Origin of the sequence: Erwinia plantamica, from assembly GCF_043420595.1 — a bacterium.
GTDB lineage: Bacteria > Pseudomonadota > Gammaproteobacteria > Enterobacterales > Enterobacteriaceae > Erwinia > Erwinia aeris.
Genome location: NZ_JBGCUC010000017.1, coordinates 112,829 through 129,111 on the forward strand (window position 1 = coordinate 112,829; position 16,283 = coordinate 129,111).

The 16,283-nt window shown below is 52.3% G+C and carries 18 protein-coding genes; 5 read left to right on the forward strand and 13 right to left on the reverse strand.

The genetic code is table 11. The annotated features are described in order from the left end of the window. Positions 1-143 precede the first annotated feature (143 nt). Complete coding sequence (locus tag AB3U87_RS17375; protein ID WP_394149898.1) at positions 144-1,610, forward strand: phospholipase D family protein; 1,467 nt, start codon at positions 144-146, stop codon at positions 1,608-1,610. Positions 1,611-1,643: 33 nt separating this feature from the next. Here the strand turns inward: AB3U87_RS17375 and mdoC are convergent, their stop codons facing one another. Then, positions 1,644-2,768, reverse strand: a complete 1,125-nt coding sequence (mdoC, locus tag AB3U87_RS17380; protein WP_253454636.1) for a glucans biosynthesis protein MdoC — start codon at positions 2,766-2,768, stop codon at positions 1,644-1,646. Positions 2,769-3,038: 270 nt separating this feature from the next. Between mdoC and AB3U87_RS17385 the strand changes: the two genes are divergently transcribed. After that, on the forward strand, positions 3,039-4,577 hold the full coding sequence (locus tag AB3U87_RS17385; protein WP_301251305.1) for a glucan biosynthesis protein G: 1,539 nt from the start codon (positions 3,039-3,041) through the stop codon (positions 4,575-4,577). Next, entirely contained in the window at positions 4,570-7,119 is a 2,550-nt protein-coding gene (mdoH, locus tag AB3U87_RS17390; protein WP_253454635.1) for a glucans biosynthesis glucosyltransferase MdoH, read from the forward strand. Before AB3U87_RS17385 ends, mdoH begins: the two co-directional genes overlap by 8 nt. A gap of 66 nt (positions 7,120-7,185) precedes the next feature. Here the strand turns inward: mdoH and AB3U87_RS17395 are convergent, their stop codons facing one another. The 3 genes from AB3U87_RS17395 to AB3U87_RS17405 all read right to left on the reverse strand — a co-directional run bounded on the left by AB3U87_RS17395 (position 7,186) and on the right by AB3U87_RS17405 (position 9,749). Next, a complete protein-coding gene (locus AB3U87_RS17395) occupies positions 7,186-7,695 on the reverse strand; it encodes a ferritin-like domain-containing protein (RefSeq protein ID WP_125288643.1) in 510 nt (169 codons plus the stop codon). Positions 7,696-7,741: 46 nt separating this feature from the next. Continuing rightward, positions 7,742-8,215 (reverse strand): YciE/YciF ferroxidase family protein, encoded by a 474-nt coding sequence (locus AB3U87_RS17400; protein WP_125288642.1) that lies wholly within the window; start codon positions 8,213-8,215, stop codon positions 7,742-7,744. Between the two features lie 340 nt (positions 8,216-8,555). Then, the gene (locus AB3U87_RS17405) at positions 8,556-9,749 is read right to left on the reverse strand and encodes a zinc-dependent alcohol dehydrogenase (protein ID WP_253454634.1); all 1,194 of its coding nucleotides are present in this window, start codon (positions 9,747-9,749) and stop codon (positions 8,556-8,558) included. A gap of 70 nt (positions 9,750-9,819) precedes the next feature. Here AB3U87_RS17405 and AB3U87_RS17410 point away from each other — a divergent pair, with 70 nt between their 5' ends. Continuing rightward, positions 9,820-9,984: a hypothetical protein gene (locus tag AB3U87_RS17410; protein WP_253454633.1), complete on the forward strand. Its 165-nt coding sequence runs from the start codon at positions 9,820-9,822 to the stop codon at positions 9,982-9,984. After that, complete coding sequence (locus AB3U87_RS17415; protein ID WP_253454632.1) at positions 9,984-10,223, forward strand: YceK/YidQ family lipoprotein; 240 nt, start codon at positions 9,984-9,986, stop codon at positions 10,221-10,223. The genes AB3U87_RS17410 and AB3U87_RS17415 overlap by 1 nt, the downstream gene beginning before the upstream one ends. Positions 10,224-10,225: 2 nt before the next feature. Here AB3U87_RS17415 and AB3U87_RS17420 read toward each other — a convergent pair whose 3' ends face one another. From AB3U87_RS17420 to AB3U87_RS17460, 9 genes are all read right to left on the reverse strand, one after another. Continuing rightward, on the reverse strand, positions 10,226-10,633 hold the full coding sequence (locus AB3U87_RS17420; protein ID WP_125288639.1) for a MysB family protein: 408 nt from the start codon (positions 10,631-10,633) through the stop codon (positions 10,226-10,228). A 262-nt stretch (positions 10,634-10,895) separates the two neighbouring features. Next, on the reverse strand, positions 10,896-11,807 hold the full coding sequence (locus tag AB3U87_RS17425) for a tagatose-bisphosphate aldolase (RefSeq protein WP_253454631.1): 912 nt from the start codon (positions 11,805-11,807) through the stop codon (positions 10,896-10,898). Between the two features lie 37 nt (positions 11,808-11,844). Continuing rightward, positions 11,845-12,384, reverse strand: coding sequence for a P-loop nucleotide/nucleoside kinase family protein (locus AB3U87_RS17430; RefSeq protein WP_253454630.1), 540 nt, complete (start codon positions 12,382-12,384; stop codon positions 11,845-11,847). Next, the gene (locus AB3U87_RS17435) at positions 12,381-12,818 is read right to left on the reverse strand and encodes a PTS sugar transporter subunit IIA (RefSeq protein WP_394149902.1); all 438 of its coding nucleotides are present in this window, start codon (positions 12,816-12,818) and stop codon (positions 12,381-12,383) included. The genes AB3U87_RS17430 and AB3U87_RS17435 overlap by 4 nt, the downstream gene beginning before the upstream one ends. 6 nt (positions 12,819-12,824) lie before the next feature. Further along, the gene (locus tag AB3U87_RS17440) at positions 12,825-13,097 is read right to left on the reverse strand and encodes a hypothetical protein (RefSeq protein ID WP_394149904.1); all 273 of its coding nucleotides are present in this window, start codon (positions 13,095-13,097) and stop codon (positions 12,825-12,827) included. A gap of 20 nt (positions 13,098-13,117) precedes the next feature. Next, the gene (locus AB3U87_RS17445; protein WP_394149906.1) at positions 13,118-14,491 is read right to left on the reverse strand and encodes a PTS sugar transporter subunit IIC; all 1,374 of its coding nucleotides are present in this window, start codon (positions 14,489-14,491) and stop codon (positions 13,118-13,120) included. 8 nt (positions 14,492-14,499) lie between these two features. Beyond that, positions 14,500-14,796 carry a PTS sugar transporter subunit IIB gene (locus AB3U87_RS17450; RefSeq protein WP_253454626.1) on the reverse strand — a complete coding sequence of 99 codons (297 nt, stop codon included), beginning with the start codon at positions 14,794-14,796 and terminating at the stop codon, positions 14,500-14,502. Between the two features lie 10 nt (positions 14,797-14,806). Further along, a complete protein-coding gene (locus AB3U87_RS17455; RefSeq protein WP_253454625.1) occupies positions 14,807-15,787 on the reverse strand; it encodes a 6-phosphofructokinase in 981 nt (326 codons plus the stop codon). A gap of 400 nt (positions 15,788-16,187) precedes the next feature. Further along, positions 16,188-16,283: flagellin (locus tag AB3U87_RS17460; RefSeq protein WP_148101260.1), on the reverse strand; the 96-nt coding region annotated here is incomplete at its 5' end.

Below are 16,283 nucleotides of genomic sequence, written 5' to 3' on the forward strand. Positions count from 1 at the left end.
GTATTAACGACTATGTTTATCACTGCTGCCGCACCGCTATCAGAACAGTCGCATGACAATCTGCCATAACTGGAACAATAATAGAGAGTGCCTGAATTGTTCCTCACCGCCTGTATATCGGGAAGTTAAAATAAGGAAGAACCGTGGTTGAAGCTTTTGCGCCAGAAGATGAGCCAGCCGCGCGCGCGTCGCTGACGAGCGCCGTTTCCTCTCTGGTAGAGAGTCACCCTGAACACAGCGGCATTTATCCGCTGGAAGAGGGCCTGGACGCCTTTGCCGCCCGCTATCAGCTGATGGCTAACGCCGAACGCACGCTGGATATTCAGTACTATATCTGGCAGGACGATATGTCCGGCCGTCTGCTGTTCAGCGCCGTGTTGGCGGCAGCAGATCGCGGCGTGCAGGTGCGGCTGCTGCTGGATGACAACAATACGATGGGGCTGGACCACACGCTAAGCGAACTGAGCCGCCATAAAAATATTCAGGTTCGGCTGTTTAATGCCTTCTCGTTTCGTACGCTGCGCGCGCTGGGCTATCTCACCGATTTCGCCCGGCTTAACCGCCGTATGCACAACAAGAGTTTTACCGTCGATCGGGAAGTCACCATCGTGGGTGGCCGTAACGTAGGCGATGAATACTTTGGCGCCGGCGACGAACCGCTCTTTTCCGATCTGGATGTGATGGCTATCGGCCCGGTAGTGAACGAGGTGACGGATGACTTTGAACGTTACTGGGAAAGCCATGCCGTGCAGCCCTTCAGTAAAGTGGTGGATATTGAGCATGAAGCTGAACGCGCAGCGGCGTCGCTGCCCGCCGAGTGGCTGAATAACCCGCAGGTGAAACGCTATCTGCAACGTATTGAAGTCTCCTCCTTTACTACGCAGCTGGCCGCGGGCGATCTGCCGCTTACCTGGGCTAAAACGCGCCTACTCAGCGACGATCCTCGTAAGGGATTGGGCCGTGCCAAAGCGTCGACGCTGCTGCCACAGCGTATGTTAGAAGTGATTGGCCAGCCCCAGCGGCAGTTCGATATTATCTCCGCCTACTTTGTACCTACTCGCGCGGGCGTGGCACAGCTGTTAGGGCTGGTCAGAAAAGGCGTAAAAATAGCGATTTTGACCAATTCGCTGGCGGCAAACGATGTGTCGGTGGTTCATGCAGGCTATGCCAAGTGGCGCAAAAAGCTGCTGCGGCACGGCATCACGCTTTACGAGCTGAAACCTAACACCGGGCTACGTGAAAAGCCGCACGATCGCGGCCTGACCGGGAACTCCGGTTCCAGTCTGCACGCCAAAACTTTTAGCGTCGACAGTGAAAAGGTGTTTATCGGCTCGTTTAATTTCGATCCCCGCTCGGCCATGCTCAATACCGAAATGGGTTTTGTGATTGAAAGCGAACCGTTAGCCACCAGCATCCATCAGCGTTTTATCAGCCGGATCCGCGACCGCGCCTGGACGCTGCGGCTGGATAAATGGGGCAGGGTAAACTGGGTGGAATATCCCGGAGAAGGCGATAAGGAGATCGTTCATCGTCACGAGCCGGGCACGCGTTTTATTCAGCGGCTGCTGGTGCGGCTGGTCTGGCGTTTGCCTATAGAGTGGCTGTTATAAAAGGCCCGGCGTCGCCGGGCCAGTTTTCAGGCGCTATTTTTGCGGCAGCTTGCCCGAAAAGAGAAAGCGCAGCACCGGGATCCGCAAATGGATCTCGTAAAGCATAAACGCGATACCGAAGACGAACACCAGACCGGCGAAAAAGCCCAGCGTATTGCTGCCGATATGCGGCACCAGGAAAATACCGTAAAGGATAGTCAGCGGGTGGTGCACCAGGTAGATAAACAGGGAGGCGTTGACCAGATAGGTCACGCGAGGCGAATGGCTGTTCAGCAGGCGATGTCCCAATGAAAACACCACGTTAACCATCCACAGCCCCATCATCATTGATACCACGGCGTCAATCTCATAGAGCCAGCCTTCGCCTTTACTCCATGTCTGATTAGCAATATAGGCGACAAACGCGAGCGCGGAACCGATAAACGTCCAGGGCACAGGTTTAATTAAAAGGGCCTTAATCGCCGGATATTTCCACGCCATCGCGCCCAGTATAAAGAAGGGCAGGAAGAACAAGGTTTGCATAACCACAAAATTAAACAGGGCATTGCTTAACAGCTGCGGCTCGAAAATAAACAGCAATCGCCGAATCGCTCCCCAAATCACGCTGCAAAGCAGGATAGCCAGGCTAAGACGTGTCCAGTTCAGCTCGGAATAGTCCGTTAATTGTCTGCCGTCACGCAGTTTTTTAAACAGCCATGCGCCGGTCAGGGTCAGCATAACCAACACCAGCAAAAACCACAGGTGCGAGATAAGATCCCAGCTAAGCGCATTAAATTTCTGATAAAGCGTTAGCTGGCTCCAGTCGCCAATTCTCGCGGTCCAGGCCTTTAGCATAAAAAACTGCGGCAGCGTCAGCAGCGGCACGGCTGCCAGCATCGGAATGCCTACACGCTCCAGACGCACCTTCAGCCAGTACTGCGGGCTGTAGCGTAAAAAGAGCATATAAGAGAAATAACCTGAAATAACGAAGAACACCTGCATCCTGAATGCGTGAATAAAATCATTCAGCAGCGTAAGCCATTCGGAAGCGTGCGGACTATTTACTGACCAGCTTTGGCTGGAATAAATCAACGAGACGTGAAAAGGTACGCCTAAAAGCATCAGGTAGGCTCTGATCGAGTCAAAAAAATATTCTCGCTGCCCGGATTGTTTTGTCATATTCGTCCCATATTCAACACGTTACAGCGTTTGCTCACCCTGAGCCACGCTAAAGCTTACCGCTTACTCTAGTGGAGAAAACACAGGTATACTATCAGGGGAATCCGTATCCGCTAAGCAGTTGAGAACAGGGCGCTAAAAGCAACAAATGCGAGGAACAAAAATGTTGTTGAGCTGTCGGAATTGCGAATTATCCATTAAGATGGATGGGATTGATTTAAGCACACGAAAGGGGGGGATGTGCTGATTAAAATGAAAAATAAGCCAAAACTGATGAAATTGCGTCTGATTGGCGCAACGGTTTTGCTGTCAATGTATGCCAGCTCCGGCTGGGCTTTCAGCATTGATGATGTAGCAAAACAGGCGAAAGATTTGGCCGGGAAAGGGTATGAAGCGCCCAAAAGCAATTTACCTTCCCAACTGCGCGAGATGAAATATGCTGACTATCAGCAGATCCAGTTCAATCGCGATAAAGCCTGGTGGAGCAAGCTGAAAACCCCGTTCAAGCTGGAGTTCTATCACCAGGGCATGTACTTCGACACGCCGGTGCAAATTAATGAAGTGACGGCGTCTACCGTTCATGAGATTAAATATTCACCGGACTATTTTAATTTCGGCAATGTTAAGCACGATCCTGAAACCGTCAAAAACCTTGGGTTTGCCGGATTTAAAGTGCTTTATCCGCTTAACAGTAAAAATAAAAAAGACGATGAGATCACCAGTTTCCTGGGCGCCAGCTATTTCCGCGTTATCGGGGCTGGTCAGGTTTACGGTCTTTCGTCGCGCGGGCTGGCTATTGATACCGCGCTGCCTTCCGGCGAGGAATTCCCGCGTTTTAAAACGTTTTGGGTAGAACGACCAAAACCGGCCGACAAGCATCTGGTGATCTACGCGCTGCTTGATTCGCCACGCGCGACCGGCGCCTATCGCTTCCTTATCACGCCAGGTAAAGAAACCACTGTCGACGTACAGTCGAAAGTCTACCTGCGCGATAAAGTCGGCAAACTGGGCGTAGCGCCGCTGACCAGCATGTACCTGTTCGGCGCTAACCAGCCTTCCTCGCAGGTTAACTATCGTCCTGCTCTGCATGATTCCGACGGCCTGTCGATCCATGCCGGCAACGGCGAATGGATCTGGCGTCCGCTGAATAACCCTAAACACCTCGCGGTCAGCACCTTTACCGTAGAGAATCCAAAAGGCTTCGGCCTGCTGCAGCGCGGCCGCGATTTCTCTCAGTATCAGGATCTGGACGACCGTTACGATCTGCGCCCAAGCGGCTGGATTGAACCGCAGGGCGAGTGGGGCAAAGGACGGGTGGAACTGGTAGAGATCCCGACGGCTGATGAAACCAACGACAACGTCGTGGCCTACTGGACGCCGGAAAGTCTGCCGGAGCCGGGCAAAGAGATGAACTTTAAGTATCGTCTGCACTTTACCCGCGACGAAAGCCAGCTGCACTCGCCGGATATGGCGTTTGTAAAAGATACGCTGCGCTCAACCGGCGATGTGAAACAGTCTAACCTTGTTCGTCAGCCGGACGGCACGGTCGCCTTTATCGTCGACTTCGCCGGTCAGGATATGAGCAAGCTGCCGGCCGATACGCCGGTTGCGCCTCAGGTCAGCATCGGTAATAACGGCGAGCTGGTGGAAAACAGCGTTCGCTACAATCCGGTCACCAAAGGCTGGCGTCTGGTGATCCGTCTACGCGTTAAGGACAACAAACAGCCTACAGAGATGCGTGCTGCGCTGGTTAACGGCGACAAAACGCTGACCGAAACCTGGAGCTATCAGTTGCCTGCCAATGAATAAGACTAACGCTGATTATATTGATGCGCTGCCTCTGCCCGCGGAGCGGAAAGAGGCGCTGCTGAACGCGCTGCCTGACCAGTCTGAGGCGGCTTTTAGCCAGCTGCATCAGACGCTGGGCGAGCCGCCAATGCCGGAGCGCGCGGACGACGCGCCGCTGGCTTCGGTGAAATCGCGGATTGAGATGACGTGGCCGGATGCCGTGGGTAAAGGCGAACAGTTTGCCGAAGATGCGCTGCATCGCACCACGCTGAAGGCGATGCCGCCCCACACGCGTTCTTCTATGTACCCGGAAGCCTGGCGTACTAACCCGGTGTCACGCGCGTGGGATTCTCTGCGCGGGCATAAAACCAAACCGCGCTATGCCAATGCCGAAGAGCAGCGTGCAGAAGATAAATGGCGTCACGTCGGATCGATTCGCCGCTATATCCTGCTGCTGCTGACCATCGCGCAAACGGTGATTGCCACCTGGTACATGAAAACCATTCTGCCTTATCAGGGCTGGGCGCTGATCGATCCTATGGAGATGATCAACCAGAACTGGCAGCAGTCGGTGCTGCAAATTCTGCCGTACGTGCTGCAAACCGGGATCCTGTTCCTGTTTGCCGTGCTGTTCTGCTGGGTTTCCGCCGGCTTCTGGACGGCGCTGATGGGCTTTTTACAGCTGCTGATCGGCAAAGACAAATACAGTATCTCGTACAACAGTAACGATAACGATCCCATTAACCCGGAACATCGTACCGCGCTGATTATGCCGATCTGTAATGAGGATGTGGAACGCGTTTTCGCTGGCCTGCGGGCTACCTGGGAGTCCGTGGTCAGAACGGGCGAGCAGCAGCATTTCGATGTTTATATCCTCAGCGACAGCTACAACCCGGACATCGCGATGGCCGAGCAGAAAGCGTGGATGGAGCTGGTACGTGACGTGGGCGGGGAAGGGCGCATTTTCTATCGCCGCCGCCGCCGCCGCGTGAAGCGTAAAAGCGGCAACATCGATGACTTCTGCCGCCGCTGGGGCAGCCAGTACAGCTACATGGTGGTACTGGATGCGGACAGCGTCATGAGCGGCGAATGTCTGACCGGCCTGGTGCGTATGATGGAAGCTAACCCGAACGCGGGTATCATCCAGTCTTCGCCGAAAGCTTCCGGTATGGACACGCTCTATGCGCGCTGCCAGCAGTTCGCCACGCGCGTCTACGGGCCGCTGTTCACTGCCGGTCTGCACTTCTGGCAGCTGGGCGAGTCGCACTACTGGGGCCATAACGCCATTATCCGCGTGAAGCCGTTTATCGAGCATTGCGCGCTGGCACCGCTGCCGGGCGAAGGCTCATTCGCCGGTTCTATCCTGTCGCATGACTTTGTGGAAGCCGCGCTGATGCGCCGTGCGGGCTGGGGCGTGTGGATCGCTTACGATCTGCCCGGCTCCTATGAGGAGCTGCCGCCAAACCTGCTGGACGAGCTGAAACGCGACCGCCGCTGGTGTCACGGCAACCTGATGAACTTCCGCCTGTTCCTGGTTAAAGGGATGCATCCGGTACACCGTGCGGTGTTCCTGACCGGCGTGATGTCCTATCTGTCGGCGCCGCTGTGGTTCCTGTTCCTGGCGCTGTCAACGGCGCTTCAGGTGGTGCATACGCTGATGGAGCCGCAGTACTTCCTGCAGCCAAGACAGCTTTTCCCGGTCTGGCCGCAGTGGCGTCCCGAACTGGCGATAGCGCTCTTCTCCACCACTATGGTGCTCTTGTTCCTGCCTAAACTGCTCAGTATCATCCTGGTGTGGTTCAAGGGAGCGAAGCCTTATGGCGGCGTGGTGCGCGTAACCGTTTCGCTGTTCCTGGAAGTGCTGTTCTCCGTCCTGCTGGCGCCGGTGCGTATGCTGTTCCATACGGTGTTCGTGGTCAGCGCCTTCCTGGGCTGGGAAGTGGTCTGGAACTCGCCGCAGCGCGATGACGATGCGACCCCATGGAGCGAGGCGTTTAAACGTCACGGTTCCCAGATGGCGCTTGGCATCGTCTGGGCGGCAGGCATGGGCTGGCTGGATCTGAACTTCCTGTGGTGGCTGGCACCGATCGTCTTCTCGCTGATCCTCTCGCCTTTCGTGTCGGTGTATTCAAGCCGCTCCACGACCGGAATGGCGTCGAAACGCGCTAATCTGTTCCTGATCCCGGAAGAGTTTGAGCCGCCGAGAGAGCTGGTCGACACCGATCGCTACAACGCGCTGAACCGTGAACGTGCGCTGAAAGATGGCTTTATGCACGCGCTGTTCAATCCGTCGTTCAACGCACTGGCCAGCGCGATGGCCACTTCGCGCCACCTGAAAAGCGATATTCTGGAATTCGCCCGCGATCGCCGTGTCGAGCAGGCGCTGAGCGAGTCACCGGCGAAACTGGATCGCGATCGTCGTCTGGCGCTGATTAGCGACCCGGTGACGCTTTCCAGAATGCACTATCGTCTGTGGCAGAACGCCGATAAGTATCACGACTGGTTCGATTACTATCAGTCGCTGCGCATGAATCCGCTGGCTATTCAGCCGACGAAAATCTGATGCAGGCATAAATAAAAAATCCGGGAACGCAGGTTCCCGGATTTTTTTTGCCTTAAGGAAGAGGCGTTACTTTTTCGCTTCTACGCCCGGCGCGGCGTCGCGCGTCATAAACTGCTCGGTAACGTCCGGCAGATGATTCAGCGCCCAGTCGGCCATTGCCACTTCCTGCTCGCGGATCTGCGCGAAAATTCTTGCGCCTTCGGTATCGCCAACCAGTTCAGCCGCCGCAATCAGCGAGGTGTAGCTGGCAATTTCCAGGTTCTCAAACACATAGCTGCTGATAGCGCCTTTCACGACTTCATCATCCGCCATCATGCCGCCCATCGCCTGACCAAAAGCGGTGAGTTTACCCATGGTATCTTTAAAGACGGAATTTGAAGTATCGTAGCGGTCGATAACCGACTGTACCAGCGCCTGCTGCTGACGAGTTTCTTCAATATGCTGCACGATACGGGCTTTCAGATCGGGATAATGCTCAAGACGTTCTGCCTGTTTTTCCAGCATGCTTTCCGCCTGTTTTTCCATCGCGTGCGCATCTTTCACCCAGGCTAAATAGTTCTCTTCATGCGTTGTCATGGTGTACCTCTTGATTGAATTATTTTCCGGGGGCCAGCTTCTGGCGTTACTGCTGCTCAGCGATGACGGTAAGCTTCTCGTCAGTGGCCTTCTCTTCTTCCAGCGTTTCGCCCAGCAGGCGAGCAGCCTCTTTATAGCCCAGCTTTAAAGCCAGCGCGCGCAGCGTGCCGTAAGTGGCAATCTCATAGTGCTCGACTTTTTGCGCCGCGCCGATCAGGCCAGCGTCACGAACCGGGCCAGCCTCCACGGAATCAATAATTTCCTGGGCTTCTTCTACCAGGCCTTCAAGCGCGTGGCATTTCATTCGCTTAATGCGCACGCCGTCGGTGCTTTCCACCAGCTGGTCCAGACGCTCTATCTGGCCCTGAGTCTCTTCAAGATGCTGTTTGAAAGCGGCTACCAGTTTTTCATCGGTAGCGGCACGCGCCATTTTAGGCAGGGCGCGAGAGATTTGTTTTTCTGCGCTATACACATCCGACAGGTCATGAATAAATAAATCTTCCAGCGTCTTGATGGTCATATTTCACTCCATTTCAATAACAGGAAAGAAAGTGCAAATTCACACTCTGTAAAGCTACAGGAATAAGGTTAGCCTGGTCTGAGCATTTCGGAAGGCAAGAAGGGGAGAATATCCTTTTCAAGGAATATTCTGAGACAGCGGTCACAGACAGAGGGGAAAAAATATAATTAACAAATAGTTAACTTATGAACGTTATCAACGACCCACGCTGGCGAGCTGTTAAAAAGTCGCCGGAGGTAAAGCATCTGGAAACGTCAGACTTCCAAAAATAGCGGCGGTACTTTACGGAAAAACAGTTCGTTTTGCCCGCCAACAGATACTGTGGCGGGCTTAAGATTAATTAAACCGTTGCCTGGGCGCTTGCCATTCCCGGCACCAGGATAATCTTGCGACAGTCTTCCTGACGCTTTTCAAAGATCTCATAGCCACGTGCCGCCTCTTCCAGCGGCATATGGTGGGTAACGATCTCTTCGGGTTTCAGGTGGCCCTGCTCGATCAGTTTCAGCAGATCGGGAAGGTAAGCGTGAACGTGAGTCTGACCCATTTTAAAGGTCAGCCCTTTATCAAAGGCATCGCCGAACAGGAAGCCATGAATAAAGCCCGCATAAACGCCCGGTACGCTGACAATGCCGCCACGGCGCACGGCCGCAATGCACTGGCGTAGCGCTTTGCCGCTGCTGCCTTCCAGCTTCAGGTTGCTGAGCACGGTTTCCGTCAGGCTGCCTTTGGCCTCAAACCCTACCGCATCGATCACCGCATCCACACCGCGATGGCCTTTGGTATTTTCAATAATCCAGGCGGCCGGATCGTCATTTTCATCAAAATTGATCGGGATAACGCCATAGCGCTCGCGCGCAAAGGCAAGTCGGTAGTTATGATGGTCAATCATAAAAATCTGCTCGGCGCCCGCCAGTCTGGCGCAGGCGGCGCTGAGTAAGCCAACCGGGCCGGCGCCAAAGATAGCCACGCTGGAACCCTGTTTGACTTCAGCGTTCTGTACCGCCTGCCAGGCCGTGGGCAGAATATCGGAAAGAAACAGTACTTTCTCATCCGACAGCGTGTCCGGCACTTTAAAAGGGCCGGCGTTGGCTTTCGGCACGCGCACGTATTCCGCCTGTCCGCCGGGAATACCGCCATAAAGGTGGCTGAAGCCGAACAGCGCGGCGGGCGGCGTGATTTTTTTCGGGTTCAGAATGGCACCGCGGCCGCTGTTAGTGGTTTCACAGGCGGCATACTGATGCAGATGACAGAAAAAACAATCGCCGCAGGCAATCACAAAGGGAATAACCACCCGATCGCCTTTTGCGACTTTGGTCACGCCACTGCCTGCTTCCACCACTTCGCCCATAAACTCGTGGCCAAAAATGTCGCCATGCTCCGTGCTGGGAATTTTTCCGCGGTAAAGATGCAGATCGGAACCACAGATAGCGGTGGCCGTTACGCGCAGAATAATATCGTCTGCGGCTTCAATCGTCGGGTCGGGCATGTTATCAACGCTGACCCGATGCGGGCCGTGGTAGGTAAGGGCTCTCATAGTCTCTGCTCCGGTATTTTTTTCAGTCTCACGTCAAGGCAAAAAAATTTGCGTTTACCAAGCATAGAACATGAAAAACGAACGCAGGGCGCGCGGCGAGCCGAAAGGTCAAACATCGGACAAAGAGAAGGCTAAAATTAAGGAAGATTTTACGGATATTTTGCGCTGCGCAGGCTTACTGCCCTTAGCCGTTGCTGTACAATGGCGCGTTTTTTATACGGATCGGGAAAGGTAATGACCACACTGTTACGTGCTTTATTGCTGGCATGCTGCCTGACGATGCTGACCGGCTGCGGCAGCATCATCAGTCGAACCCTGCCCGGACAGGGGCACGGCAATCAATACTATCCTGGCGTGCAGTGGGATGTCCGTGATACGCCCTGGCGCTTTCTGACGATTATCGATTTGCCGCTGTCGCTGGTTCTCGATACGTTGCTGCTGCCGGTGGATGCGCACCACGGACCCTACGAGTAAAATTACTCCCAGCGGTCTGCGCGGTCGGAATCGCTGTTATCGTCTTCCCACTCGTCCGCCGCTGCTTTGCCTTCTTCGGTATCGCCCGGCGGCTCCAGCTGAAATTCGCCTTCATCCCACTCATGCAGCGTATTTTCCGGCAGCCACTCCTGACGCAGTTCGATCTCGTCAAAATCACCGTCGAAAATGGCCTGTGCCGCTTCACCGCTGCGCAGCGCCAGCACCTCTCCCTCTTCGATATCATCCGCCAGGAACTCCGCCTGCCACATGATATCGCCATCCTGCATCACATATTTTTGCAGGTTGAACTGGCTGACCGCGGCATCGTCCTCTTCCATCTCCGGATTAGCGGCCAGAAACTCTTCACGCGCAGCGTCGATAGCCTCTTCCAGGGTTGCATACATGCTCATTGGGTATCTCCATAACGAAAAATGCAGGTTTTAAAGAAGGATAGTAGAAGATCGGCTGCGGTAAACCCGGCGAAGGAAAAAAAGATGAGATAATTTATCTATTAGTATTAGTTAGTTACATAAAAATCGGACAGGCGGCTGACGAAAAGTCTCAAGTCAGAGGGCAATCTGTCCCGAGGCGCCTGGCCACCGTTTATCGTATCCGGTGGCCAGGGGACATTTGGCTACCTTTTATCGCATCCAGCGGCCAGGGCACCTCCGGTCAGGCGTCAGCCATCGCCCTTTTATATTTACGCAGAAGCTGCTGGATATCGTGCAGTCGGCCTACCGCAACCGAAGTGAGTTTCTCTCTGGAAACGTTGCGGTCAAGGGAAATGCAGTCTTTCCAGAGTGAACGTCCGGCAATCACGCCAGAAGCGCCGTTGCGCAGGGAGATCTCCACCTGTTGCAGAAAGGTCTGGTGGTCGACGCCGGCAGACAGCACCGCCCAGGGAATGGAACCGCAAATTTCGGTGACGCTGGCGCAGGCGGCTTCTGTCCCCGGATAGGGTATTTTCAGCACCTTAGCGCCGCAGTCAATGCAGGCACGGCAGCCATCCTGAATAAGCTGAGGAATTTTATTCTGATAAGTCTCCTTGTTCTCATTTTCCAGTTGATAAGTCAGGAACTCCACCACCAGAAGCAGATCTTCACGCGCGAAGTCGGCAATAACCTCACGCAGCGTGGCAAGGTTATCGGTATTAGCCTCAGGCGTATCCGTACGTAAATAAATCATAATTTTTCCACCCGTGGCGCCCAGCTCACGCACCTTACGCGCGTTAATGCCTTCAACCATTCTGGAAATACGGTAGCCCTGCGGGGAGAGATCCCAGCCGGAAGCATCCAGCCCAACCAGCAGCGCGGTATCACGCGGCACCACGTTTTCATCAACAATTCCCGGCACGGCACAAATGGGATCGACTAATACGCAGCCTGCCTCTGCCGCCAGATAGCGGGTAATGTCATATTTAGTTTTGCCTAAGGTTTCGTTGCTGATTTTTGCCTGCTCTTCGGGCGTGGCGGCTAACAGCGTTCTCATTCCTCCCCGCTGATCGCAGGCGATGACCATCATTGAACCGGTGGCATCACAAATCATTTGATAACCACGACGTTCTGCTGTTGTCATTTTATTCATAAGTCTGATCCTTATAGAGCTGATTATCGGAAATAAACTAAACGCGGCTGAGGAAACATTCGATCCAGGAAATAATTTCGCTATCGTTAATGCCTTTATCCTGATCGGCGATAAAGGTATGTCCCAATTGCATTGGCCGGGCTTTACCTGCAAGATCCATTAATTCAGGAATATAGTCTTCGCCCGGGTGGCCTTTAACCCGGCAGGCGCAGCGCGATTTATAACGTTGAGCGACCAGTTGCGGCGATATCTGATTCCATATTTCAACAGTGTGCTGACAGCCGGAGACGGCCAGATAATGCTTTAAAATTTCTTTTTCACGAAAGCCAAACCAGGCGTCCATAATGAAAAGCGTTTTTTCCGGTGCCATCCGCACAATATTAAACATGGCCTCATAGGCGGCATAGCCCAGCTTGCGGTTTAAGGGCCTGTCGATAATGTCCGCAAACTGAAGCATAAAGGGTTCTTTAATCCCATCTATACTTAATACCGGCGCATTAAGGCGTTCGGCAAGCATTTGCGCGATGCGGCTTTTCCCGGATGCCGGGATACCATTGACTAAAATTATTTTCTTCATAATAACCTGATAATTTCATCAACCGTGGTGGCTTGTCTTATTTGTGCCAGCGTCTCCGCTTTGTCCAGTAGTTCTACAATAGAGGCAATCCCTTGCGTAATATGCGTATCGCTGTCCATACCGCTGAACATCACGATAATATCAACTGGCTCGCTGTCGCTGATTGAGACAGGGCGCGCCAGAGTGAGCAGACTAAAACCGTTTTTAATAACGCCACACTCCGGTCGCGCATGAGGAATGGCTATGCCTTCTTCAAACACATAATAGGCGCCGTATTTTCTGGTATTATCGATAACGGCCTGGGGATATTCAGTAGTGACGAATCCTCCTTTAATTAATGGCGCGGCGGCGATTGTTATTAAATCTTCCCAGGCTTCGACGTTTATGCCGATCTGAATATACTGGTTCTGTGCAAGAAACTGTCGGATGCTCATATCACCTCATATATTTCTGCGGATAGTATTTCTCAGTTCATCCATTCTTATAAACAGGTCATCAACGCGGTGACGATAGTTTTTCCTGGAAGAGAAAATCTTAATGGCCTGATTATATTTAACCATTAGCTTTTTCTGCGTGTTGCTATCCGTCGGGTTTTTCGATAGCGCCGATTCCAGTAGAGATAATTCGTTTTCTGTTCTTAATGCCTCTTCGTCATCTTCACTATTTTGCTGCTGGTGCGATGATGTAAAAATATTCTTCAATTTTGCAAACATCAGCCTCTCCACATTTTTTATTAATCCGTTTCGGTTTTAACAACGTCAGGAAGGGAATGCCCGGTCAGTTTGCGATTAACGAACCAGGTAATGAAAATGGCAAAGGCGATAAAGCCAGCCACGAACAGCCAGTCATGTTGCAGAGCGTGCCCTAATACCAGACCTGCGCCGATAACATCTGAATCACTGAAGGTGACGCCTTGAAAACCAAAGTTTTCCAGCAGCGGCACCAGAATGGCGGGTAATAAAGTGATAAATAAGCCATGCACCACGCCGCCAATAATGGCACCTTTTCTGCCGCCCAGCGCGTTGCCAAATACGCCGGCCGTTCCTCCGGCAAAGAAATTCGTCAGCAGGCCGGGCAAAATCATCGCCAGACCAAACAGGGGGAAAACAATCATGCCAATAAGGGAGCCAACGGTAGTGGCAAGAAAGCCGACGATGACCGCATTGGGCGCGTAGGGGAACAGCACCGGACAGTCCAGCGCCGGTTTGGCATCGGGCACCAGGCGCATGGCAATGCCTCTGAATGCCGGAACCAGCTCGTTCAGCAGCAGGCGTACGCCGCTATAAAGCACAAATACCCCGGCGACAAACTGCATCGATTGCATAAAGGCATACATAAGGTAGTTGGTGCCTCCGGCGAACCGGGCGATATACGCCGGCCCGGCGACAAACGCGGGGATGAGGTACATCGGCACCATCACCACGGCCATCGACAGGTAGGTGTCCTGTAAAAATTTGAAGTGATCGGGCAGCTCTAAATCTTCCGTGGAACGGGAGTTGTTACCGATAGCGCGCGCTACGGCGGCCTGAACCAGATAGCCAAGCGTACAAAAGTGGCCAAGGGCAATATCGTCCGAGTCGGTGATTTTCCGCACTACGGGCTGAGCGATAGCAGGCATCAGGACGGCCATCACGCCGCCAAATATGCCGCCGGTAAGGATAAGCGTGAGGCCGGTCAGCCCGGCTTTGTAGCCGATGACCGTGCCGATCGTGGCCATCCACAGCAGCGCCTGGCCGGTAAGGAAGATATATTTAAACGGCGTAAGGCGTGCAATCAGGATATTGACGGCAAAAATGACCAGCAGCGTCAGCGCCACTTCCGATCCCAATTCGCGGTTAGCCACGCCGGCGATGGCCGCCACGTCGGTAATGTAGCCTTTCATGCCAAAGCCGCTGGTAAAGATATCATTGAGAAAGGTCAGCGTTTCTACAATGATATTAATACCCGCCATCATAATCAGAAAACCGAGCAGGGTTTTAAATGTCCCCTCAAGCGTTTTCCCGAAGGATTTTTTTTGCAGGATAAGGCCAGTCATAGCAATTAAAGCGATTAAGATGGCAGCCTGGCCTAAAAAATCTTTAATAATAAAATGAATGATTGCGTCCATTTAACACCTCACTTTTTTTGGGTGCCTAACCAGGCCAGGATTTTCTCTTCCAGTTCTTTTTTATCGGTCAGCTTATTCAGGATGATGACCCGTTTTTTTTCTTCCTCACTGGCGTCGGAATTCAGAATGTCAGCAAATATTTTTTGTGTGAGGATAATGTCATACTTAAATGACGAAGCTTCCGATACCGTGGTGTGATCGATATCAGCATCAATAGATAATTTATGAAGAACAGACTTCGCGCTCATTTCAATAGCAAAGCTTGAGCCGAGGCCGCAGCCACATACGCAGAGTACTTTAAGCATGTTATTACCCTCAGATAAGATTATTTACTTTAGCCAGTTTGTAGAAGTTACTCTCTTTATCTAGCAAACGTTTGTCAGAGTCATTCAGATCAATAGGGATGGCTTTGTTATTGTTGTTGATGACGATAATTTTATTGGTCAGGCCGCTATTAATACATCTGACCACTTCTTCAGCCAGGATCGCGCCCTGGATAATTTCCTCCCCTGTTGGAAAACCGTTGCGTAAACCATAACCCATAATGGTTTTTCTGATCCTGATGCCAACCTTGTGCTCAAGTTTGCCGATCATGGTATCAATCGCACCCTGGAAACCGGGCGTATACTCTTTAGTATAGCCTTCGGAGCAAAGGATAATAACGCTGTTCTGCTGCGCTGCTTTCTGCCTGATGGTTTCTGCCAGTAAATCGATATCCCAAACCGATTCAGGAATAAGCGCAATATCCGCATTGCTTTTCAGGGCAGCCTGTAGGGTTAATTCACCGCAGTAGCCGCCCAGTAATTCGATCATAAATATTCTGCCGGGAAGCCCGCGGCCGGTATTGCGCAGTTTGGCAACCTCACTGATAACCTGTTCGCAGGCGGTGGAAAAGCCGATAGTGTAGCTATTGCCGATAATATCATTATCGATCGTCATGCCTATGCCATAGCAGTTAATACCGTAGCCGCTAAGGGTTTTTAAAAACTGGAAAGAACCATCGCCGCCGCCCATAACCAGACAATCAATTTTCTTTTTACGGATGTTTTTTACAATTTTTTCATACTCAGCTTTTTTACATTTTTCTTCTCTTCGACCGGAGGCGATAAGCGGTACCGGCGACAGGGAAAAATCAACAAGATCGCGGCGTGCTATATCCTTCGCGCTGTTTTTAAGCAGGCCGTTAATTCCACCATCAAAAATAACGATTTCATAATTCGTCATTCTGTTTATCTGAAACAGGACGTTGTTTATACCGCTGACATCACCGCCGCTAATGACCAGCCCTATTTTCATCGCCGACCTCAAATTAAATTTTTATCGTTAATCTGAGAATCGATGTTAAAGATGCCTGAATTATATTTTTCGAAGCCGGTCACACTTTAAGGATGAAATAGCCCTGTGCCGGTCATTGACAGCAATAAAAATGACTTATTTTTGTGATGGACATCACCATGAAAAACAGCGTTAGTTCGGGGTTTTTATATAACTATATGTTTATTAATGGATTAATTTTTGTGAGCTAAATCTCGCTCGCGCCGAATAGCGTCAGAAACAAGTTGTTGCGGGATTTGTGAGTGAATTCACATTAAAGCAGGTTTTGATTTGAAGCCGCCGCAGAGAATTAAGGCGGGGCAGACGAGGAGGGCAAAAAAAAAACTCCGCCGGGGCGGAGTTTTGCCGATAAAGCTGAGGCTTACTGCAGCAGAGACAGCACGCCCTGTGGAACCTGGTTGGCTTTTGACAGCACGGAGGTACCAGCCTGCTGAAGGATCTGCGCCTTCGACATGTT